The 21,268-nt window shown below is 50.6% G+C and carries 18 protein-coding genes; 11 read left to right on the top strand and 7 right to left on the bottom strand.

Annotation, left to right across the window (positions count from 1 at the left end):
* Window positions 1-62: 62 nt before the first annotated feature.
* Complete coding sequence (locus ACTHRH_RS03400) at window positions 63-1,091, bottom strand: M23 family metallopeptidase (RefSeq protein WP_440414104.1); 1,029 nt, start codon at window positions 1,089-1,091, stop codon at window positions 63-65.
* 404 nt (window positions 1,092-1,495) lie between these two features.
* Here ACTHRH_RS03400 and ACTHRH_RS03395 point away from each other — a divergent pair, with 404 nt between their 5' ends.
* A complete protein-coding gene (locus tag ACTHRH_RS03395; RefSeq protein ID WP_440414208.1) occupies window positions 1,496-2,215 on the top strand; it encodes a response regulator transcription factor in 720 nt (239 codons plus the stop codon).
* Window positions 2,205-3,953, top strand: coding sequence for a sensor histidine kinase (locus ACTHRH_RS03390; RefSeq protein WP_440414102.1), 1,749 nt, complete (start codon window positions 2,205-2,207; stop codon window positions 3,951-3,953). The genes ACTHRH_RS03395 and ACTHRH_RS03390 overlap by 11 nt, the downstream gene beginning before the upstream one ends.
* A gap of 89 nt (window positions 3,954-4,042) precedes the next feature.
* On the opposite strand, the gene ACTHRH_RS03385 is transcribed toward ACTHRH_RS03390, so the two are convergent.
* Window positions 4,043-4,147 carry a sporulation protein YjcZ gene (locus ACTHRH_RS03385; protein WP_222126749.1) on the bottom strand — a complete coding sequence of 35 codons (105 nt, stop codon included), beginning with the start codon at window positions 4,145-4,147 and terminating at the stop codon, window positions 4,043-4,045.
* Between the two features lie 342 nt (window positions 4,148-4,489).
* Between ACTHRH_RS03385 and ACTHRH_RS03380 the strand changes: the two genes are divergently transcribed.
* Entirely contained in the window at window positions 4,490-5,206 is a 717-nt protein-coding gene (locus ACTHRH_RS03380) for a nucleotidyltransferase domain-containing protein (RefSeq protein ID WP_440414100.1), read from the top strand.
* Between the two features lie 275 nt (window positions 5,207-5,481).
* Here the strand turns inward: ACTHRH_RS03380 and ACTHRH_RS03375 are convergent, their stop codons facing one another.
* Complete coding sequence (locus ACTHRH_RS03375; protein WP_440414098.1) at window positions 5,482-6,357, bottom strand: AraC family transcriptional regulator; 876 nt, start codon at window positions 6,355-6,357, stop codon at window positions 5,482-5,484.
* Window positions 6,358-6,546: 189 nt separating this feature from the next.
* Between ACTHRH_RS03375 and ACTHRH_RS03370 the strand changes: the two genes are divergently transcribed.
* Both ACTHRH_RS03370 and ACTHRH_RS03365 read left to right on the top strand, forming a co-directional pair.
* Complete coding sequence (locus ACTHRH_RS03370) at window positions 6,547-8,430, top strand: beta-N-acetylhexosaminidase (protein WP_440414096.1); 1,884 nt, start codon at window positions 6,547-6,549, stop codon at window positions 8,428-8,430.
* A gap of 245 nt (window positions 8,431-8,675) precedes the next feature.
* Complete coding sequence (locus ACTHRH_RS03365; RefSeq protein WP_144941034.1) at window positions 8,676-8,891, top strand: hypothetical protein; 216 nt, start codon at window positions 8,676-8,678, stop codon at window positions 8,889-8,891.
* A 138-nt stretch (window positions 8,892-9,029) separates the two neighbouring features.
* On the opposite strand, the gene ACTHRH_RS03360 is transcribed toward ACTHRH_RS03365, so the two are convergent.
* Window positions 9,030-9,944 carry an immunoglobulin-like domain-containing protein gene (locus tag ACTHRH_RS03360; protein ID WP_440414094.1) on the bottom strand — a complete coding sequence of 305 codons (915 nt, stop codon included), beginning with the start codon at window positions 9,942-9,944 and terminating at the stop codon, window positions 9,030-9,032.
* A 297-nt stretch (window positions 9,945-10,241) separates the two neighbouring features.
* Here ACTHRH_RS03360 and ACTHRH_RS03355 point away from each other — a divergent pair, with 297 nt between their 5' ends.
* Window positions 10,242-11,198 carry a hypothetical protein gene (locus tag ACTHRH_RS03355; protein ID WP_440414092.1) on the top strand — a complete coding sequence of 319 codons (957 nt, stop codon included), beginning with the start codon at window positions 10,242-10,244 and terminating at the stop codon, window positions 11,196-11,198.
* Window positions 11,199-11,357: 159 nt separating this feature from the next.
* The gene (locus ACTHRH_RS03350) at window positions 11,358-11,972 is read left to right on the top strand and encodes a rhomboid family intramembrane serine protease (protein WP_144941028.1); all 615 of its coding nucleotides are present in this window, start codon (window positions 11,358-11,360) and stop codon (window positions 11,970-11,972) included.
* Between the two features lie 112 nt (window positions 11,973-12,084).
* Here ACTHRH_RS03350 and ACTHRH_RS03345 read toward each other — a convergent pair whose 3' ends face one another.
* Window positions 12,085-14,349 (bottom strand): helix-turn-helix domain-containing protein, encoded by a 2,265-nt coding sequence (locus ACTHRH_RS03345; protein WP_440414090.1) that lies wholly within the window; start codon window positions 14,347-14,349, stop codon window positions 12,085-12,087.
* 329 nt (window positions 14,350-14,678) lie between these two features.
* Between ACTHRH_RS03345 and ACTHRH_RS03340 the strand changes: the two genes are divergently transcribed.
* From ACTHRH_RS03340 to ACTHRH_RS03325, 4 genes are all read left to right on the top strand, one after another.
* Window positions 14,679-15,572, top strand: coding sequence for an ABC transporter permease (locus tag ACTHRH_RS03340; protein WP_260982218.1), 894 nt, complete (start codon window positions 14,679-14,681; stop codon window positions 15,570-15,572).
* Window positions 15,573-15,582: 10 nt separating this feature from the next.
* Window positions 15,583-16,449 carry a carbohydrate ABC transporter permease gene (locus tag ACTHRH_RS03335; RefSeq protein ID WP_144941021.1) on the top strand — a complete coding sequence of 289 codons (867 nt, stop codon included), beginning with the start codon at window positions 15,583-15,585 and terminating at the stop codon, window positions 16,447-16,449.
* A gap of 145 nt (window positions 16,450-16,594) precedes the next feature.
* Window positions 16,595-18,154 (top strand): extracellular solute-binding protein, encoded by a 1,560-nt coding sequence (locus ACTHRH_RS03330; protein ID WP_144941018.1) that lies wholly within the window; start codon window positions 16,595-16,597, stop codon window positions 18,152-18,154.
* A 108-nt stretch (window positions 18,155-18,262) separates the two neighbouring features.
* A complete protein-coding gene (locus ACTHRH_RS03325) occupies window positions 18,263-19,258 on the top strand; it encodes a Gfo/Idh/MocA family protein (protein WP_440414087.1) in 996 nt (331 codons plus the stop codon).
* A gap of 1 nt (window position 19,259) precedes the next feature.
* Here ACTHRH_RS03325 and ACTHRH_RS03320 read toward each other — a convergent pair whose 3' ends face one another.
* On the bottom strand, window positions 19,260-20,651 hold the full coding sequence (locus ACTHRH_RS03320) for a UDP-N-acetylmuramoyl-tripeptide--D-alanyl-D-alanine ligase (protein WP_440414085.1): 1,392 nt from the start codon (window positions 20,649-20,651) through the stop codon (window positions 19,260-19,262).
* A 329-nt stretch (window positions 20,652-20,980) separates the two neighbouring features.
* Window positions 20,981-21,229, bottom strand: coding sequence for a hypothetical protein (locus ACTHRH_RS03315; protein WP_379287006.1), 249 nt, complete (start codon window positions 21,227-21,229; stop codon window positions 20,981-20,983).
* Between the last annotated feature and the right edge of the window lie 39 nt (window positions 21,230-21,268).

Genomic DNA, 21,268 nt, shown 5'->3' with positions numbered 1-21,268 from the left:
TCACATAAGAGAGAGCAGGCAGCCTCTTCCTCAGAAGAGACTGCCTGACGACAGACATTCATTTATTCGCTTTGGCTTCCACGGATATAGTCCCCCTGCGTGACGTTCCCGTCTTCAATGAATTGGATGCGGACAGAGTTTCCTTGGTCAAGGTCCGGAGAGTCGGATACATGATAATGGATATGCGGCTCGCTGGAATTTCCCGAATTTCCGCATAGCCCCAGTAAGTCCCCGGCTTTAACTTCGTCTCCGACTTGGACTTGAACGGACTGCTTCTGGAAGTGAGCCAGCATGCTGTATTCTCCGTTGGCATGCTCGATGACGACATGGTTTCCTGCGGGATTGGCAGGGTCCATCTTGCCGACAGGGGCGTTATCGTCCAAATCGTTCACTACCCTTATGATTTTGCCGTCAGCCGGTGCGAGTACGGGCTGACCGAAAGCGTAATAACTTTCATTCTTGGTCGGATCGCCTTCATAGGATTGGCCGTCCTTAAGGATGACCCAATCAAAGGCGTATCGCTGGCCCGGGTATGCGTAATGATAATTGACCAGCACATTGGTTCCCCCCCAGTAAGTAAACCACTCGCCGGAGAAAGGATACAGGTATTTGCCCGAAGTATACTTTCCGTCCGTCTCCGGAAAGGTCTCGAGAGGAACAATCTGCAGACCGAGAATGGTGCCTGAAGGATTAATAACAGCGGTCATGCCTTTGCTGCCGTCCTCGCTTGCCCATGTATATCTTACATTATTGTCCATGGGCAATTCGGACAGAAGCTTATAGGCCGATACCCCCTGGTTAAAATCTGCAGCCAGCGCCTGGAACTCGCTATCCGATACCTGCTGCTTGAATTCCTCGCTGAACTGCTTATAAATTTGCCCGTATTTTCCTTGCAGAAACATCTCGGCAAAGCGGTCAGGGGTTACTTGGCTGCCCTTCTCCTCCGCCTTATTGCCGGGAGGGGCGGAAGGCTGTTCGGCCTCTGGGGAGGCAGAGGATTGAAGGGCACCGGGGGTTCCCGAAGCGCAGCCCGACAGCACGGCAACGGCCAGAAGACTCGCAGCAGCGGTTTTCCATAATTGATTAGTCATTGCTTGCGTCACTCCTTGCTATAGATCGGCCGGGCCATCAATGGCCGTCCGTTCTTGGTAGTCTGCAAATATTGTAGCATCCGAATCTTTCCTTGCCGGCAACGGAAGCTTAACGCAAGCTTAATTTTTCCAGAAAGAACATAAGGAAGAGGCATCAGGAATAAAGCGTACTTACCGTTAAACAGGCTGGATTTCCTATCTCTATGGAATATGGGTGCTCATACTTTGCAACGGCCTTTTTTCCAAAAATCTTGAATAACAGAAGGAATGATTGCATTTTCCCAGGGCGGTGAGGGGGCTTAACCCGTTAAGGATCTGTTAAGGTTCAGGTATACCTGGAGAAATATGCACATGGTATGATGGAGATAAGAAATCGTTGCGGGAGATGCTGCCGGATGCATGAGATGAAAGATGCCAAACTTCTTATAGTTGATGATGAACCGTCCATCTTGAAAATGCTGAAAACCGTTTTGGCGAAAGAAGGATTCGTGAAGGTAGATACGGCGGGGAGCGGGGAAGAAGCCGTTGAACTGTGCCAAAGAACACGCTACGACTTCATTATTTTGGACGTGATGCTGCCCGGACGCAGCGGCTTTGAGGTATTTCCGTTTTTGCGCCAGACGACGGACGCCCCGGTGCTGTTTCTGACGGCCCGGACGACCGATTTCGACAAGCTGACCGGATTTGCCGTAGGCGGGGATGATTATATGACCAAACCGTTCAATCCTCTAGAAGTAATAGCCCGGGTGAAGGCTCAGCTCAGGCGGTATTTGAACATAACCCCTTCTGCAATAGATATGGAGGAACGCTATCGGTTCGGCCGGTTCGAAGTGGATGTAAGGGCAGGGGAGCTTATAGTGGAGGGCCGTCCGGTAAGCTGTCCGGCTCAGGTTTTCCAGCTCCTTGTTTTTCTTTGCCGGAATCCGAATAGAGTCTTCAGCAAAAGTGAGCTGTATGAGCGGGTATGGGGGGACAGCAGCATGAGCGACGACAACACCGTTATGGTTCACATCCACCGGATCCGTGAGAGGATAGAGAAGAACCCCGGTGCGCCGGAATATTTGCTGACGGTTAGAGGGCTCGGATACAAGCTCGTAAACCGGGAGATTTCCGATGGACGTTAGGAAACGGCTGATTCTGCAATTTATATTTCAGCTTGTTTTTGTCGGGGCGGTGCTGATCGGTTTAATGGTCGCGATGATCTATTATCTTGCCGATCAGATGACAGAGATGGAGATGAGAAGGGAGTTTGCCAAAGCCGGTCTCCCCAAATTGGTGGAGTCTATGGAATGGAAGGACGGAAATATTCAATTTGATGAGAAGCTGCTTGACGAAGTCAAGCAAAGCGGAGGCTGGCTTCAGACGTTGGATGAGGAGGGCGGGGTCATTACTTCATATTTCACCCCCGGCGATGTTCCGGACCGGTATAATCCGGGTGAATTGGTCGATTATTGGAGGGGAAAGAAGCCATTTCCTTACAGTCTCTACATCTGGATACAGGTCAAAGGGGGGACAACCTACACTTTACTCTACGGGGTGAAGCCGGAAGGCGGACAGCTTGTCCAAAGCCTGTCGGAACAAGCAGTATTATCCGACGGGAAGATCCTGATTCCCGATGATCTGGAGCAGAAGCTGAAAGCTAAGCAGGGCTGGGTTCAAGTGCTTGATGAGCAAGGGGATGAGCTGGCTTCATTATACAAGCCTTCCGAGGCTTTAACTCATTATACGCTTAAAGATCTGATTTTCGGATCGTTCAGCACTTTGTCGGATTCGTACCAATTGTGGACGAAACATGAGGAAAGGACCGGCCTGACCTGGCTTGTCGGATTGCCGGTCTTTGCGGAAGAGGGGACAGCCCGCCCGCCGTTTCTGTTCGGATCGGAAGGGCAGCTGCTGCTTGCCGGCTTCATTGTGCTTCTCATCGTCGTTCTCTTGCTGTTTGGAGTTCTGTCCATCTGGTACGGCCATCGGTTCGGAACCCCTATTCTGCATATGATCCGCTGGCTGCAGCGGTTGGGCAAAGGTGCCTATGAGGAGCCGCAAGACCGGAAGGGGCTTCCCAGAAGCCGAAAGCCGTCAGGAAAGCTTAAACGGCGGTACAGATTATACACTGATGTGCTGCAGGTGCTGGCCGGTTTGACCGAAACCTTGAAACGAAATGACGAAATCCGCACCAAGCTGGAGAAGTCGCGGGAGGAATGGATTGCCGGGGTATCCCATGATTTGAAAACCCCGCTCTCTTCGATTAAAGGCTATGCCCATATGCTGGAGTCCGACCAGTACGACTGGTCTGTCGCTGAAGTTCGCGAATTTGCCGGCGTGATCAAAGATAAAGCAGACTATATGGATGGACTGATTGCGGACTTAAGTATGACTTACCGGCTTAAGAACGGAGCGATGCCCTTAAAGATGGAACGGACCGAGATGAACGAATTCATCCGCGGAACGGTGGCTTCCTTCCATAACGATCCGGGCTTTATGCAAGCGAACATTTATTTTCGCGGTGCCGGGAAGCCGATCTATTACAGTGTGGACGTCCATTGGTTCCGGCGCATTCTAGACAATCTGCTGGCTAATGCCCTCATTCATAATCCGGCGGGAACCGAAATAGAGGTCTCGCTGGATGCCGGCGCTAAGAATGGATTTATGTTAACGGTTCGAGACAATGGGGAAGGTTTGGACGAAGAGGGGCTCCTTAACCTGTTCGAAAGATATTATCGGGGGACCAATACAGAAGGGGCAGGCAGCGGAACCGGGTTGGGTCTCGCTATTGCCAAACATCTCGTTCATGAGCACGGGGGCACGATCGAAGCGGAGAGCAAGCCGGGGCACGGTGTCACTATCCGTATGCGGTTCGGATAAACGGCAAGCCGCGGTTAAGCGTGGATTCGGCAGTAAATATGGACAACGGCCTGCATTTGGCAGGCCGCTGTCCTTTTACCATTCGCTCATTAGCACCAAAAAGCACGAGAAACGATGACCAGAAGGATGAACAGCACCAGAATTGTACCGGTAGAAGTGAAAAACCCTCTGCCGAAACCGCCAACTGCGCTCATTGAAATTCCTCCTCTCAGTTAAGCCTAAATTATACTATGATTTTGCATCCTCTTCGCTTGGGTGAACATCACGGGTTAAGGAAGATTGTGCAGGAGCACATTTTTGATAAATATAAGCATAAGTTTTCACCTTTTGCCTGCTCTTATATTTCATCGCTAAACGCACCTGTCCGAAGGACGGCGATAGCCGTTTATCTTGGGTATAGTGCCAAATACAGCTGTCTTCCTCCGAAATTGTTTTTTTGACATTCGTTCGGTGTCCAGGGACCGGCAAAATCAGGTTATTTTCGAATGAGCCATCATATATTGGAGGATAGACACTGTGAAGGGGCGATTCGGTTAATGCGGACAGCAGAACATGCGGCACGTCTGTTTATAGGGAAGTGCTATCCTTCCTGTCGGGTTGCGATTCTGGCCGGCAGCGCGTCTGAGGGGAAAGATACGGAGTATTCGGATCTGGATTTGGTTATTTTCGAACATACTGAACCAAGACCATACAGACGAACTTATAATGAATTCGGCTGGACGATTGAAGCCTTCGTCATGGACCATTCCTCTTATCGGAAGCTGTTCATGGCGGGTATTGAAGCGGCTCTGCCCTCCTTGCAGAGGATGTGCGCGGAAGGGATCGTGCTTAAAGATGACGGAACGGCGGAAGGGATCCGGGAGGAGGCCAGGAGTGATCTGGCATCGGGACCTTTCCCCTGGGCGGATGAGGAGCTGGATATGGCCAGATACAGGATTAGTGAGGATATCTCGGATTTATCAGGATCGTCCGACCGGGAAGAGAGCCTGTTTATCGTTCAGGAGCTTGCGGCCAAACTGGTTGAGTTTGTTCTGAGGGCAAATGGCCGGTGGCTTGGAGAAGGAAAATGGGCCCTTCGGATGCTTAAACAGTATGACGCCGCATTCAGCCAAGCGTTAACGGATTCCTTGGAAGAATTCTATGCAAGGAACGACAGAAAGCCGCTGCTTCGATTGGCCGATGAGGTGCTTCAGCCGTTCGGGGGGAGACTGGCCGAAGGTCATATAGTCTATGCGGAAGTGGATGCAGAATAAAAACGGATTTCCCGCTGCAGCTTTTCGTCTGGAGAGAGCTTAGCAAATACAATGGATCAGACCTTCTGTCTTTAGCGGACGGAAGTTTTTTTTTGACATATAACTTGTAAACACGGGTGCGGGGCAGATGCTTATATCTGCCCTGATCGGCAAGAAATCTGGGATTTACCTGCCCGGGTAAAGGTTTGACTATATAATCCAAGATCATGAATACATAGAACATTTATGGAGACGAGCCCGCAGGATATAATGAGGATTATTCACCGCCCTGCGGTTCATCCCTGTTTCATTTTGCTTCGGTAGGTCATAGCGGAGACCCCGGTATATTTTTTGAACAGGCGGGAGAAGTAGGCGGGGTCGGGGTAACCGAGCATCTGTGATATTTCTTTAATTTGCAGCCCGGTCAGGCGCAGAAGCTTTCTGGCTTCGGATATTTTAAGCCGGTTGACGTATTCATTCAGCGGGTAGCCGGTATTCTGGAGGACGAGTCGGCGCAGGGTGGAGCGGGAGATATGATTTCTTACCCAAAGCTGTCGTTCGTCCCATGGCTCGTACAGGCTGCCGGCGATATCCTCCAGAACTTGAATAATAAATTCGGGCTGTTTGCCGGAGAAGTGGGCAGACCTGCGGTTGGCATCCGTGACGGAGAATTCGTAGATGAGCGATTCCAGCATGAGGGCCGCGCGATCCGCGTTGTCCGGAATTCCGCTGTCAACGAGATCGCCGATCGTTTCGATTTTACGGATAAAGCTTCGGTCGGAGCCTACACGCATTACCATGCCGGGAACGATTATTTGGGCGTCCAGCCATTCCCGGATTCTGCCCCCTTCGAAAGTGATGTAGTACTCGTCCCAGCCGTCCTTGCCGTCCGGGCCGAAGGTAAACTCCGCCCCGGGCCATTCCCAGAACAGGCAGCCGGCATCTATCCGCTGCTCAGCCTCCCCGTGCACCCGAAAGCTGCCCTTGCCTTTCACAATATAGGTGAAGGCCCAATGGCCGCAAGGGGCCTCCCTGTGCTTCAGCGTTCTGCCCGGCAGATGCCCGTATTGAAGCACGGTAAGATTTTGGATTCGCAGCTTGGAGCGTTCCAGCTTAAGATCAACGATGCGAATCGGCTTAGGACTGATTAAATAGTCCAGATAGGTAGCCAATGTAGAGCCTCCCCCGGGTAGTGGATTTCCGAAGCCGGCGAACAGGGGCGAAATGCCCGTCTTTTGATACCTAATTTAATCATACAAGCTTCAGGTTTTCAATAAGTCTCTTCCGGCGGAAAATATAACGAACATACCCGGGCAGGAGAAGCATTGGAGAAATTATCTTGTAATAGGGGGATGAATAAGATGAAGCTGAACTTTGTCGGAGACTTGGCTGGCCTGGAGGAAGGCTTGGCCGCCTTGAGCGCTGATTTGCATTTCGAGAGAAGCCCGGACGGTATACCGGTGTCGGTGGAGAGAAGGGCGGAGCCCCGGCTTGAAGTATCGATGGACGGGGAACGCGCTGTTCTTCGCTATTCGCGTCCCATTCATTTTTACCGCGCACTGGGGCTGCTTGTCGAATCGCTTCGTGAAGGAAAGCCCTTTGCTCTTGCGGAGGAACCGCAATTTGACACGATAGGGCCTATGTTTGACGTATCGCAAGGAAATGCTGTTCTTAACCTGCCTACTGTCAAGCGGCTGATCCGGCTAATGGCGATTATGGGACTGGATATGTTCATGCTGTATGCCGAGGACAGCTATGACGTGGAACAACAGCCTTATTTCGGCTATATGCGGGGGAGATACTCACAGCAGGAGCTGAAGGAACTGGATGACTATGCGGCGCTGTTTGGCATCGAAATGATTCCCTGTATTCAGACGCTAAGCCATTTGAAGGATGTGCTTAAATGGGACTGCTTCGCCGATATCCGCGACGATGAAGAGACGATGCTGGTCGGGCAGGAGCGCACCTATGAGTTTATTGAGCAAATGATTGTATCCGCCATGAAGCCGGTACGAACCAAGCGGATTCATATAGGGATGGACGAAGCCTGGAAGCTTGGACAAGGTGAATATTTGCTTCGTAACGGATACCGGTCGAAATTCGACATCATGAATGAGCATCTGGCACGTGTTCTGAAGATCACGGAAAAATACGGTCTCAAACCGATGATGTGGAGCGATATGTATTTTCGCGCAGGGTCCCGAACGGGAGACTACTACGATACGAACTGCGTCATCCCCGACAAGGTCGTGCAGGCCATGCCCCAAGGAGTGCAGCAAGTATATTGGGATTACTATCACTATAACGAGGAATTTTATGTCGATTGGATACGCCGGCACAAGCGGCTCGGGTCGATGCCGGTATTCGCCGGCGGAATCTGGAATTGGAAAGGATTCGTTCTTAATTACGGAGCGACCTTCGTCGCCACGAATGCAGCCCTTAATGCCTGCAAGGAGGAAGGGGTCCGTGAAGTCATCGCCACCCTCTGGGGAGACGATGGTACGGAATGCGATATTTATTCCGCATTATTGGGTCTGCAGCTGTTCGCCGAGCATGCCTATGCCCGCCGCTTGGACGAGAATAAGCTCGCCCGCCGGTTCCGTTTCTGCACAGGGGCGGAGATGAAATCGTTCATGGACATCAGATATGTGGATGAAGTACCGGGGATTTCGGAGAACAATCTGGAAACGTACAATCCGTCCCGATACATGCTTTGGCAGAATGTCCTGATGGGATTGTTCGATCGCAACATCGAAGGACATGCAGTAGAGGAGCATTACCGTGAGTGGAGCATAAGGATGAAGCAGTACGCATCGTCCAACGGAGAATTCGGCTTCGTGTTCGAGCTTCTGCACCGGTTGTGCCTGGTTCTGTCGCTTAAAGCGGAGATGGGGCTGAGAATCACGAACGCCTATCGAAACGGGGATAAGGCTGCGCTGCAAGAGATAGCGGCGGTTCAGCTGCCGGAGCTGACGAATCGGATTCATACCTTAAGAAGCTTCCATAGGGACAGATGGTTCGCAGCCTATAAAGCCTTCGGCTGGGAAGTGATAGACGGCCGTTACGGTATGCTCCTTGCCGGACTGGATACGGCAGTCGCCAGGATTTCAGACTATTTGGCAGGGCGGATCAGCGTCATCGAAGAACTGGAGGAGGAGAGGCTGCTGTTCAACGGCAAGGAAGGATGGGTCGACGGTTATTTCTACAAACAAATGCCCACGGCCAGCCGGATCGCACAGCCCTGAATAGGGAGCTATAAATCTATCAAACACTTGCAGGGCAAGGTTCATTTTGCCTGATGCAAGTGTTTTTTTCTTGAAAAAAACCGGTCGTTGAGATATGTTAGAGGAAATCTAGAATACCAAGTCTATCGAAGAAGCCGATACACGGCTTGTAGCCGGTTTGCCGATTGTGGTCCGGAGAGGGAATGATTCTTGTCCCAATATCGGCTATAATGTAAGAACACCGATGAGGAAGTGGGGGAAAAGAGATGAGTAACCAGACTGATCCTACAGATCCGTACGATCCGGTAACACGGGTTAAGAATATTTATTTGGCTTCAGGCATCGGGATTGGCGTCCTGGCGGGAATCGTGATCGGCGTGTTCACCAGCCATGTCGGAACCGGCTTGATCTACAGCGTTCCGGCCGGCATGCTTGCCGGGCTTATTCTCGGCAACCTTCGCAGCAAGTCCAAGAAGTCATAGGTAAGAATTGAATAAACCATCCTGCGGAAGCACCGCCCTTATACTCGAACGCGAGCGTAAGGGCGTTTTGTTGTTAAACATATGGTAACAGAACCAGCCACATGTTTCGGATTTTCGTGCTGAAGCTAGAGCAGGAGCCTATGGCTGAGAAGAAGGCGCGGGTTCCTTCACTTCGAATTCGACGGCCAGCGTATGCTCTGCGGAATAGCCCATCGTTGAGAAGGCTTTAACCACTCTGTAGCGTCCCGGGTCCAATCCATTTATACGGATGGTTCTTTCATAGGTTTGACCGGGGTTGAGACTGATTCCAACGGCTGGAAACTCCTTATCTATAGGGTGCTCCGTCCAGGTTCCGCCGATGTTCTTCTCTATATGATAATCTTCACCCAGATATAAGATGGAAGGTCCGGCATTGTATAGCTTCAACACTCGCCCGGCAGAATGGGCGTCATTGGCGTCTGCCAACAGAAGCTTGGCATTGACTTCCCGCTTCGGGACATACATAAGGGAGAGAAAAGTATCCTCGATCTCTTCCTGCTCTCCTAGTATTTCAATACTCAACAAATAGAGAGCCCCTTCTTCGTACGGCAATTGGAAATCGAATTGTGCCGCCGGGAAGGTCGTACCCGAAAGCCGTTCCAGCGTTTCCGAGATCATCCCGGTATTTTGCAGCAATTCATCGCGCCCGGTCAATTGAATACGGATAGTGCGATTGGCCGGATTTTCACCGAAGACGACGGAAATCTTCTCTCCCGGTTGACGAATCCCCCCGGGATAGGAGAACAGCAGCGGGTCCCGGACGCTGCTCTCGAACCATTCTCCGGTCGGAGCCGCATATTCTGTCCTATCGGATAATGTATTTCCATCGCTGAGCAGCAGATCGTTCCAGCCGCTTTCGTCAGGCGTTCGGTCCGGATTTCCAATAGTATTCGCCAATTCCTGTTTCAATGCTATCCGGGAGCGGGTATTATCCGATAGGTCCGGCGTTTTGTGCTGCGAGCAGCCAGTCAGCAATAGAAAGATCATCAGTGCGAAGGCAACGGCTCTAACCATTAATGTGTTCCCCTTTTCTACAGGCTTTCTTTGTTCTACTGGAAAATAAATAGGAGAATTAATGTGATTCAATACCTATACAATAGACGATTTTCCGTTCAAAAGGTTTCAAAAATTGAAGAACCTATATTATATTGGACATTCTTAAATGGTAATGTATAATTTTGGTAAATGATCCGAGGTTGAGCTGTTCCGTCCTATCTGATATCTAGTTGGCTCTCACAGGCTTATATAGTAGCGGCATTAAGTCTTATAGGTCGAATTTTTTGTATACAAATAGAAAGGTGGCGGAATGTTGTGAACGGTCCCAATTTTTCATTCCTTAAGTCTTCTTATCCTGAATTATGCCGGCTGGGAAACCGGGCGGAGGCGTATGTCTGCGATTATCCTAAATTAGCGGTCATCCAATTAGAGCCATTTATCGAGATTGTTCTGAATCATATCTGCCGGTTTGAAAATCTGGTCATTGGCGCTTCCATTCATGAGCAGATCGACAGGTTAATTTCCCGCCGGGCGATCAATACACAGGAGGCGGATTTCTGCCGGTTAATTCATCAAGCGACATCCGAAGATAACGTGTCATTAACGACAGAGGAAGTTCTGGATTGGATAGGACGCGCTCATTCGTTGGCCTGCCGTTTCTACAAAGAATACAATGATTCCTCCTTCGAGCCCCTCCCGTACCTGATTTCCGGAAATGTCCGGCAGAATGGGTTGGATTTCGATTCGGGGCTTTTATTCCCAACCACAGAGAAAGAAGCTTCCCTGGCCGACATCGACGGCAAGCCGGTGGTCGGGGAGTGGAACCGGGCGTTTATCCATTTGGAAAACTACGCGGAGGTCTCCGGAAACGATGGAGATAAATATGAAGGCCAGTGGAAAGCCGGAAGGAAGCATGGGGCCGGCAAATACACCTGGCATGACGGCACCGTCTATGAAGGAGAATGGAAAGACGACCTGGAGCATGGTCGGGGAACGAAACGGTACGCGAACGGAGATGTTTATACCGGGCAATGGGAAGAAGGAATGTTTAACGGAGAAGGGGTTTATCAATGGCATGACGGCACCGTCTATGAGGGAAGCTGGCATGATCATATGGAGCATGGAAGGGGGACGAAGACTTTCCCGGATGGAACGATATTGACGGGCTTATGGTCTTACGGAGAATTTCTCTATTCCTCCGAACGGCTTGCGGAGGCCTCATTAGCGGTCAAAACGGAGAGGAAAAGCTGGCCGTTCAGCTTCGATATTTAAACGTAATCGGCTAATCAACCCGAGGCATGGAGCCGGACAGGCAATTGGATGGGCCGCTTCGACGGCGCTTCTATTCCCTTATCCATTTTATTGATCCTTCGGCTTGTTTCGGAGGCTGAAGTTGATTATATTGGTAATGACGAAAGGGGAAGAGGCCGCATGATCTTTTTGAGAAGAGAGAGCTTGAAGCAGTACATTCGCTGGTATCCGGTCACCTCCATATGGATAGTGATTAATCTGGTTGTCTTCGGACTGATGGAGCTGTACGGTTCCTCCACGAATTCCGAAACCTTGATCCGGTTCGGCGCCATGTACCATACACCGTTTTGGAATCCCGAGTTATGGAGATACATTACTTCGGTTTTTGTTCATATCGGGGGGATGCATCTGATTATGAACAGCTTCTTTCTGTATGTGTTTGCTCCTCCTCTCGAGAGGATGCTCGGGTCTTTCAAGTATGCGATTTTCTACTTGTTGAGCGGCGTTGCCGGCAATCTGGTCAGCCAGTGGATGGCCAGCAGCTATTCCGTATCCGCCGGGGCCTCGGGAGCCATCTACGGCATATTCGGAGCTTATCTCTACTTGAGCCTGTATCACAAATATATGCTGGACCGCCAGTCGCAGCAGACGGTCTATACGATGCTGGCCATCGGTGTGGTCTTCTCGCTGATCATGCCTCAGATCAATCTGTCCGCCCACCTGGGAGGCTTGGCAGGAGGCTTTCTGTTGATGGCTGCGACAGCCCCTCTCTGGAGGAATAAACGCGGCCGATAACCGATGGATTATAGGAAAGAGCGAACGGAAGCCCTGTCAGGAGGAACGGGCTTCCTTCTTTATGTTCTTTATGGTTGCAACGTCCTGACTCGTCACCCTGGGCCGCGGACCGTCAGAGTCTCCCGGCCTCCTTGCGGAATTCTCCCGGAGGGAGTCCCGTCGCCTTCTTGAACATGCGGATAAAGGAATTGACATTAGGGTAGCCGACCTGGACAGCGATGTCCTGGATCTTCAGATCCGTCTCCCGCAGCAGCTCCTTCGCCTTGTTCATCCGGAAGGTATTGACATAGTCGCTAAAATTGATTCCCCGCTTTTCTTTAAAATAGGTGGACAAATAAGCGCCGGTAATGTTCAGCTTGTCGGCCAGCAAATCCAATGAAATGTCTTCCCGGTAATGCTTCTCTACATATTCGGTAACAAATCCGGTAATCGGATCGTTCTCCATTCTTTTCCTCTTGATATAACTGGCGGCCTCGGGCAGAAGATCGTCGAACAACTGCTCGAATTGCTCCAAGGTGAGGCACTGCTTCAAACGGCTTGCCAAGTAAACCGACTCCATCCGATCGGCGGCCTCGATATGGTTCGAGCGCAGTACATGGAGCACCCGGTTAATCATTTCGCTGGAGAAATCGCGAAACTGCTCAAGGGTGGCCTCTTTCCTGGCCATGACGGCCAGCATCCGGCGAAGGATAGGGCCGAGGGCGGCTTCGTTGCCCGTCAGCAGATTGCTCGTAAATTCCTGTTCCTCCACTGCATTAAGCCGATATGTCGCCGGATGGGTGTCCTGACAGCCTATGATTTGCGTCTCCTCTCCCAATTTCCGCTGTGCAACCATTCCAAGCAAATCTTCGTAAGCGGAAGTGAAGTCGGAGGAATCCCGATAAGGCTCACTGAAGGCTATAGTGACGGTGCAGTACTGGAGGTCCAGATCGAACACCTGCTTCAGGCTGCGAAGTGACTCCTCCCATCCCGTTTCATTCTCTTCCTCCAGAAAAAGCAGCGACAATATCCGGTCCTTCTCCAATTGAAAGGTTAACGGCTCCTTGTAAACCTTGCTGAACTCCGATTGGATAAATTCCCGTATGAAATAAGCCGCTCGATTCTGCTCGAAATCCAGGTCCTGGGTAAACCGTTCCCGGAAGCTCAGTTGAAACAGGACAAGCCGGAAGGGCTGGTTTTTGTCCAGCGGCAGCTTGATGTCTTTCACCCGGGTTTCTATGCTCTTTAATTTATCGATATAGGCGTAATAGGTCAGCAGCGAATTCTTATTCGACAGATCGGCGTTAATCGTCTTATTCTTCTCCATCAGATCGCTAAGCTTGTCGCTGATCCAGTCGTATTCCCGGATTTGGCTGCGGTGGGCTGCAGGAAATTGCAGCTGTTCCATGGAACGGATAATCCGGGTCAGCGGATGATTGATTTTTCGGGTGAAGAAGATCGACGCCGAGATGCCGATGATCAACGCCAAGGCCAGCAGCGCAATGAGAATGACATTCAACCGGACAATCTGGGAGGAAATCTTCTCATAAGGAATGACCGACCAATATCCGTACCCGGATTCGGCCCCCCGCTGGTAGAAGTAATAGTAGGGGCCTTCCTTGAAATAGGTTTGGCTGACGGAAGGCGGCTGTCTTTGGCCAATGTCAAAGGGCTCGTCTGTATTGCTGTACAAGGTTTGTCCGCTATCATCCAGCATATAGAAGCGCTCATCCTCCCCCGCCTGGTGAAAGGATTCATACAGCTTGTCGGCTTCCAGGAGAGCGATGATGACGAAGTTGGTGTTGTACAAGTTTTTGATCAGCAGAGGAAGCAGACGCCCTTTGGCCACCCTGGATTCCAGATTGTACTCGACGAATGGGGCGGCCGGGTACATTTTGAAGCTGACCGGGTTCTCCACCTCCCGCTGCCAGAAATCGACCGTATATTGATCGCTGACATAGAACTTGGTAAACATTTTATCTTCCGTTGTCGTACCGTCTTTTTCGATAATCAATCCGGTATTGACGAAGTAATAAATAATATTGGTCAAATAAAGATTAGACGTATTCAAAGAATGCTGAAGATCCTTGCGGACTTGATATACGATATCGTAATTGATTTTGTCGGCCGAATGATTAAGGATCTGGGCCTTGTCGTTGAAGAACAGGCCGAAGGCCATATTTTTGACCAGCTTGATATGCTTCTCCATATTTTCGGCGGTTGTGCTCATATTCAGGCTGTTATTCTTAATAATTTCCTCCTGGATATTGGTCAGGAAAAATTGATAAGATACGATGTTAAAGGAAACGAGCAGCAAAATAATAGTCATGAAGCTCGTTAACAGCTTGAAGAATAGAGAATTTCCCTTGGCTTTTAATTGTAGAATTGATTTCAGCATGAGCGGAAGCTCTCCTTAATCCCGTCGTTGTTATCGTTTTCATTTGATCAAAGTATACCATTAGGAGGAAAAGATGGGAAGAAAGTCGCCAATGACGCGATATCTTCATTCTTTTAACAAGTTAGCAATATTATAGATTCCGTTAAAATCGGCGACAAGTTAAAGGATTGGCCATTCCTTATGGGGAGCATTCCCGGGTAATATAACGGTATCACACGAACAAGGAGTAGAGGAAGATGACCCCAGTGGAATGGACAGAAGCAACGGAGCAGGCGGGGATTCGCCAGAGAAGCCCGACGACCGCCAGGCCTCCCCGATATTCACGATGGATGCGCAAATGGATCAAAGGAAGATATTTGATCCTCATGTTCGTTCCTTGCTTGCTTTATTACGTATTGTTCAAGTACTTACCGATGTTCGGGATCGTCATTTCATTCAAAAATTACAATCTTTATAAAGGGATCTGGGACAGCGACTGGGTCGGACTGAAGTACTACGTGATGTTTTTCCAAAATCCCGACTTTCCGATTCTGCTGCGCAACACTTTTTTGCTCGGCTTCTACAAGCTGTTGTTTGGATTTCCCGCTCCCATTATTCTTGCATTATTATTGAATGAAGTGAAAAATATGGTGTTCAAGCGCTTCGTTCAAACGGTCAGCTATCTTCCCCACTTCATATCCAATGTCGTGGTCGCCAGCATGGTTATCATGTTTCTGTCGCCATCGGGAGGAATGGTCAACAAGCTGATCGAATCCTTAGGTTTCGAAGCGATCAATTTCATGGTTGAGCCCAAGCTGTTCCGGTCGATCTATGTCGCTTCGGAAATTTGGCAGCATATCGGCTGGGAAACGATCATTTATTTGGCAGCGCTAACATCGATTGACCCGATGCTGTATGAGGCGGCGGAAATCGATGGGGCTTCCCGCTGGAAGAAGCTGTGGAACGTCACGCTGCCGGGCATCGCGCCGGCTATCGTCATCTTGTTTATTCTCAACGTCGGCAAAGTGCTCGAAATCGGCTTCGAGAAAGTGTTCCTGCTGTACAACCCGGCCACCTATGAGACCGCGGATATATTAAGCACTTATGTTTACCGCACCGGATTGATGCAGGGGAACTTCAGCTATGCGGCGGCTATTGACTTGTTTACCGGAGTGGTCAGTCTGATCTTCATTTATTCCACCAATTATCTAAGCCGGAAGCTCGGCGAAACGAGTCTGTGGTAGGGGGGCCGCTATGAAACGCAAATTGTCGCTGTTCTCTATCGTCAACGCCATTATTCTATGCGGGATAGTTCTTGTTACGCTGTACCCGTTCGTGCACATGATTGCCGTATCGCTCAGTTCAAATATTCATGTCATGAAGGGGGAGGTCAGCTGGTATCCCAAAGGCTTGAATTTCGACATGTATCAAATTGTGCTTAACGATCCTCGAATTCTCAAGTCCTATCTGAATACCTTGATTTATACCAGCCTTGGTACGGCTGTTTCCCTGATTGTCACTTCCTTGGGGGCCTATGCGCTCGCCAAGAAAGACATGCCGTTTCACAAAGGCTTTACACTGCTGATCGTGTTCACGATGTTCTTCAGCGGCGGGATGATTCCGACCTTCCTGGTAGTCAAGTCTATGGGAATTATGGATACGGTATGGGCGATGGTGCTTCCGGGAGCGGTCAGTACCTGGAATCTTCTGATTATGCGAACCTTCTTCGTTGGCATCCCGGTAGAGCTGGAGGAGTCGGGCAAGATTGACGGGCTTAACGATTTCGGAATATTTACCCGGATCGTGGTCCCTCTGTCGAAGGCAGTTTTTGCAACGATCGGTCTGTTCTATGCCGTTGGATTATGGAATAACTTTATGCTTCCGCTGCTGTATCTGCGCGACCCGGAGCTCTTTCCTCTCCAGGTGGTGCTGCGCAACATAGTGTTGGCCGGCCAGATGAATTCCGGCGATGTGACGAGCATAGGGGGAGACAATATGGTCGTTGAGGAATCCTTGAAATTCGCAACCATCATGGTTTCGACGCTTCCTATTCTGCTGCTCTATCCGCTGCTGCAGAAGTACTTCGTCAAGGGGGTTATGATTGGAGCCGTTAAAGGATAAGGAAGAAGGCGAAAATCGGCAACAATGGCTGCCATTCCGAAGGCTTGTCCGATAGAAGGAGGACAGACCGGATTTTACAGCTAGGAGACACTCATTTGGGACGGAATGAACGCTTGCAAAATATAAAAAGGGAGAGGTTGTTTCTATGAAGAAAAAAAGCATATCGATTGCCATGACATCGGTTCTGGCGCTATCCATGCTGGCGGCATGCGGCGGGGGAAAGAGCGGGGGCGAAAGTCCGGCTCCCGGCGGAACCGAGGGAGGAAGCGGGCCGAATGCAAGTGAGGCCCCTGCCAAGACGGAACAGACCTTCACGATGCTGACCGAGTCCCATCCTAACTGGCCTTACGACAAGGATGCGCTGGTCTGGAAAATTCTCAAGGAGAAGACCGGCGTTACCTTAAATATGCAGATTCCGTCAGGCAAGCTGGAGGATACGATCAACCTGAATGTCGCTTCCGGCAATATGCCGGATATCACCTTCATGCTTTCGCTCAATCAGGCCAATAAATACGGGCAGCAGGGGGCTCTGGCCAATATTCTCGATTATGTCGATCAAATGCCGAATTTCCAGAAGTGGATGGAAAAATACCCGGATGTCGTAAAATCGACCCTCGCAGCAGACGGCAAGCTGTATGTGTTCCCTAACGAAGGAATCGGGGAGACGAACCGGATGATCTGGATGTACCGGGAAGATATTTTCAAACAGCATAATCTGCAGCCTCCTACGACCTATGACGAGCTGTACGAGGTGCTGAAGAAATTGAAGGAGCTGTATCCGAACAGTTACCCCTTTACGTTCCGTACGGGAAATAATTTGGAGATCATGCGTAATTTGACCCCCGCTTTTTCCACGAATGAAGGCTATTACGTGGATCAGAGCAGCAAGGAAGTCAAATACGGGCCCGTTGAAGACAATTACAAGAACGTGATCGGGTATTTAAACAAGTTTTATCAGGAGGGCTTGATGCCGAAGGACTGGCTGACGGTCGATACGAAGCAGTGGCAGGATATGGTTTCGACGAGCCAGTCGTTCGTTACGATTGACTATATCAGCCGGATCGACTTCTTCAATATTGCGATGCGTAAGGAAAATCCGGAGTTCAATATGCAGTTCATGGCACCGCCGGCCGGACCGGGAGGGAAAGCATTGAATGCCTATACCCATACGAGCTATGCGGGAATGACGGTAAGCGCGGATTCGAAGAAAATTCCCGAGATCATGAAATATCTCGACTGGTTCTATTCCGAGGAAGGCAGGGATATGCTTAGCTGGGGGATTGAAGGCGAAACCTTCGTGGTAGAAAACGGCAAGAAGAAGATCAAATCGGACTTTATTGATTTGACCGACCTTCGCAAGCGTACGAATCTGTCCACTAACGGGGCTTACACCTGGATAGATTATGACGCGCATCTGGCCATGTCCTCGGAAGATTTGCAGAAGGCTTATGAAGAGGCCAGAAAATACGACGACATCCTGCGCCCGCTGCCTTCCTTCAACGAGGCGGAGCAGGAACTGATCTCAACGAAGGGCGAAGCGATCAACAAGCATCGGAACGAAACGATCAGCAAGTTTATTCTCGGGGAGAGAAGCCTGGACGAATGGGATAAATATGTGGAAGCGGCCCAGAAGCTGGGGCTCGAGGAAGTCATCGCGACTTATAAGACAGCCTTCGACCGCGCGGCCAATGTTCAACTGAAATAAACCCGAAATCAGGCGGAGCAGGACTCCGTCTGATTTCTGATTTAATGCACTGCCGGATTTGAATCATCAATCCTAGTGATTGATCATATGAAGAAGGAAGGCGAGACGATGAATTATCGGGTAGTTGTTATCGGTGGAGGGGCCATTGCATCCAGACACTTGGAAGCCATGGGCCAGGTTCGGCAATTGGAACCGGTGGCATTGGCTGACATTGACGGGGAGAAGGCGGGGCAGCTTGCGCAGTCGTTCGGCATCCGGGCATATACGGATTACCGGGATATGGTGAAGAAGGAGCGGCCGCACATCGCTATAGTGACGCTGCCCCACTTCCTGCATAAAGAAGCGGCGGTTTATTGTGCGGGTGAAGGCTGTCATGTGCTCCTGGAGAAGCCGATGGCCATATCCGTCGGCGAATGCGATGAAATTATCGAGGCGGTGCGGGGGAGCGGAGTTAAGCTTCTGGTTGGACATACCCAGCACTATTTTCCCGAAAACGTAAAGGCGAAGGAACTGATCGATAGCGGAGAGCTGGGACGTCTCGTGATGATCAACGACATCCGGCACGTTCATTATTACCAGCCTTCGCGCCCCGCCTGGTTTTTCGACAAGGCGAAGGCCGGAGGGGGGATTCTAACCAATCTCGGTTCTCACTCCATCGATAAAATCCGCTGGCTGGGAGGAAGTCCGATTGCCCGGGTCCGGTCTTCGGTCAGCTATTGCGGCAACAGGGGGGATGTCGAGGGAGGAGGCCTCATTTTTCTGGAAAATGCGGAGGGGATTCCGGCCGTCATTTCACAGAGCGGATATGCCGGGGTCCCCAGGAATGAGACGGAGCTGGTGTTTACCGGAGGAATGGCAAAGCTTGTAACCGGGCAGGGGCTGTGGATCAGCCAGGATGGGGAGTTCGTCCCGGTTGCACAGGGGCGGGAAGAACCGCCTTTCGTCCTCCAATTCCGGGATTTGATCACCAGCATCGAGACAGGGAAGGAGCCCGGCTGTTCCATGACCTATTCGCGGGAAATCGTTGAAGTGGTGGAAGCCGTCTACCGCTCTCACGAACGGCGCAGTGAAATCGTTCTTTCGCTGACTAGAGAGCCGGGCTGAATTAGGAGGCACCGTCAAGAAGCCGTTCGACGATGTCTTCCAACCCGGCTCCTCTGGAGCCTTTGACGAGGATGGCCGTGCCGTTCCCGGCTTCCGACAGCAGTTGGTCCGCCAATGAAGCTTTATCCGTAAAAGAATGGACCCTGTGCGGACCGAACGTAAGCTTCGCCTCCTCTGCAATATAGCCGGCCAGTTTCCCGTAAGTATAAACGGAATCAATCACTTCCGGGGAGAGGAGGCGCCCAATTTCTCTGTGCAGCAGCTCTTCCTCCGTTCCCAGTTCCAGCATGTCTCCCAAAACAAGCTTTTTTCGGGTAAAGCCACTCATTTCGCATAGCACTTCAATGGCTGCCTTGACCGAGGAAGGGCTTGCGTTAAATGCGTCGTTAAAAACAGTAAATCCGGCGGGGGACCATTTGATTTCCATACGCATTCCTGTAGGGCGAACAGAGGCAAGCCCTTGGCGGATATCGGCAGACGAAATCCCCGACCATTCCGCTGCCGCAATGGCGGCCAGAGCGTTGCAAGCGTAATGCTTGCCGGGGAGAGGGACCTTATAGTGAAGCTCCTTCCGGCCGTTAACGGAAAATTCCGTAGCCTGATGCCCGATCTGAATACTGGAGAGGGAGTAATCGTTGTCCGAAGAGAACCCGAAACGGAGGACCCGTACGGTTTCCGGCAAATTCAGCTTGGCCAGACCTTCTGCAAGCAATGGTTCATCACCGTTAATAATGAGCACGCCGTTGGAAGAAAGGGCTTCTGTGATTTCCAATTTAGCGGCCGCAATGGCCTCCCTAGTGCCAAGCGTTCCCAGATGAGATTCGCCGATCATCGTTATGACGGCTATATCCGGTTGAGCGATGTTGGAGAGAAGCGCAATTTCCCCGGTATCGCTCATCCCCATTTCGACTACGGCAATTTGAGTATCTTCCTCCATTTGCAGCAGGGTTAGAGGCAGACCGTAATGATTGTTTAAATTTCCTTCCGTTTTACATACCCGGCAGCAGCGCGCAAAGATGGAAGCGATCATATCTTTGGTCGTTGTCTTTCCGTTGCTTCCGGTGACCCCGATCACTCTCACCTTAAGCTCTGCCCGATACCGTGACGCCAGGCGATGCAAAGCCGATAGAGGGTTGTCGACAAAGATTAGAGGAACTTGCTGCGGCGGATGGGGCTCATCCTTACACCAGAGGCTTGCTGAAGCTCCTTTGCGGAACGCTTCCTCCACATAGAGATGCCCATTCTGCTTTCGTTTGATGGGGATAAATAAATTCCCTCGTTGTATGGTCCTTGTATCCGTACTGACGCCGGTAACGGGTAACGAATCCCATTTCGATTCGTCGAGCACTCCATCGGTCATTTGTACAATTTGGCGTATGGTTCTCCTGATCACTGCCGTTCCCTCCCGTACATTTGCAAAACTGTTATTAATGGTACAAAATAATATGCAAAAAACGTTGAGATACGCATCAGCCCGTTATGGTAGAGGCGAGCCAAATGCGGAAATTTAGGCCCTACGGCAGCAGGATTTCGCCTGTGGCCCGATCGTCCACCAAACACCGCGCTGGGAGTCGCGCTTATTCATAGATAAATATGCGCATGGGAATCGTTACAATCCTGCGGATTCCACTTATGAAAGATAAGGATAGTATACCTTTTAACGGAAATGAAAAAAAGCTTCGAAATCGAAGCCTTTGCGCAAGGAGAGTCCAGATATACTGACTAGATTATGGAACTGTCGGGCGATGCAGCAACGGAAGAGCAGCAGTTAGGGGAGTAGGTTCTCTCCAGCATGGCCGCCTGTTCGGCAAATTGCTCGAAACTGCGGAATCCGATTCCTTGTTCATAGAAGCGGCAGAGCTCCGCGAACGCTTCTCCCTTGATCATCCGGTAGAACGACAGCCGCGGGGTGTCACCCTTTAAGGCTTCGATCCAGCGCTTATGCTCCGCCATTCGTTGAGCCGTTTTCATTCCCAACCCTCCTGTACCAAGCTTAATGCTATCAGGATG

Origin of the sequence: Paenibacillus sp. SAFN-117 (assembly GCF_051966115.1) — a bacterium.
GTDB lineage: Bacteria > Bacillota > Bacilli > Paenibacillales > NBRC-103111 > Paenibacillus_L > Paenibacillus_L residui.
This window is presented reverse-complemented; position numbering and strand designations above follow the sequence as displayed.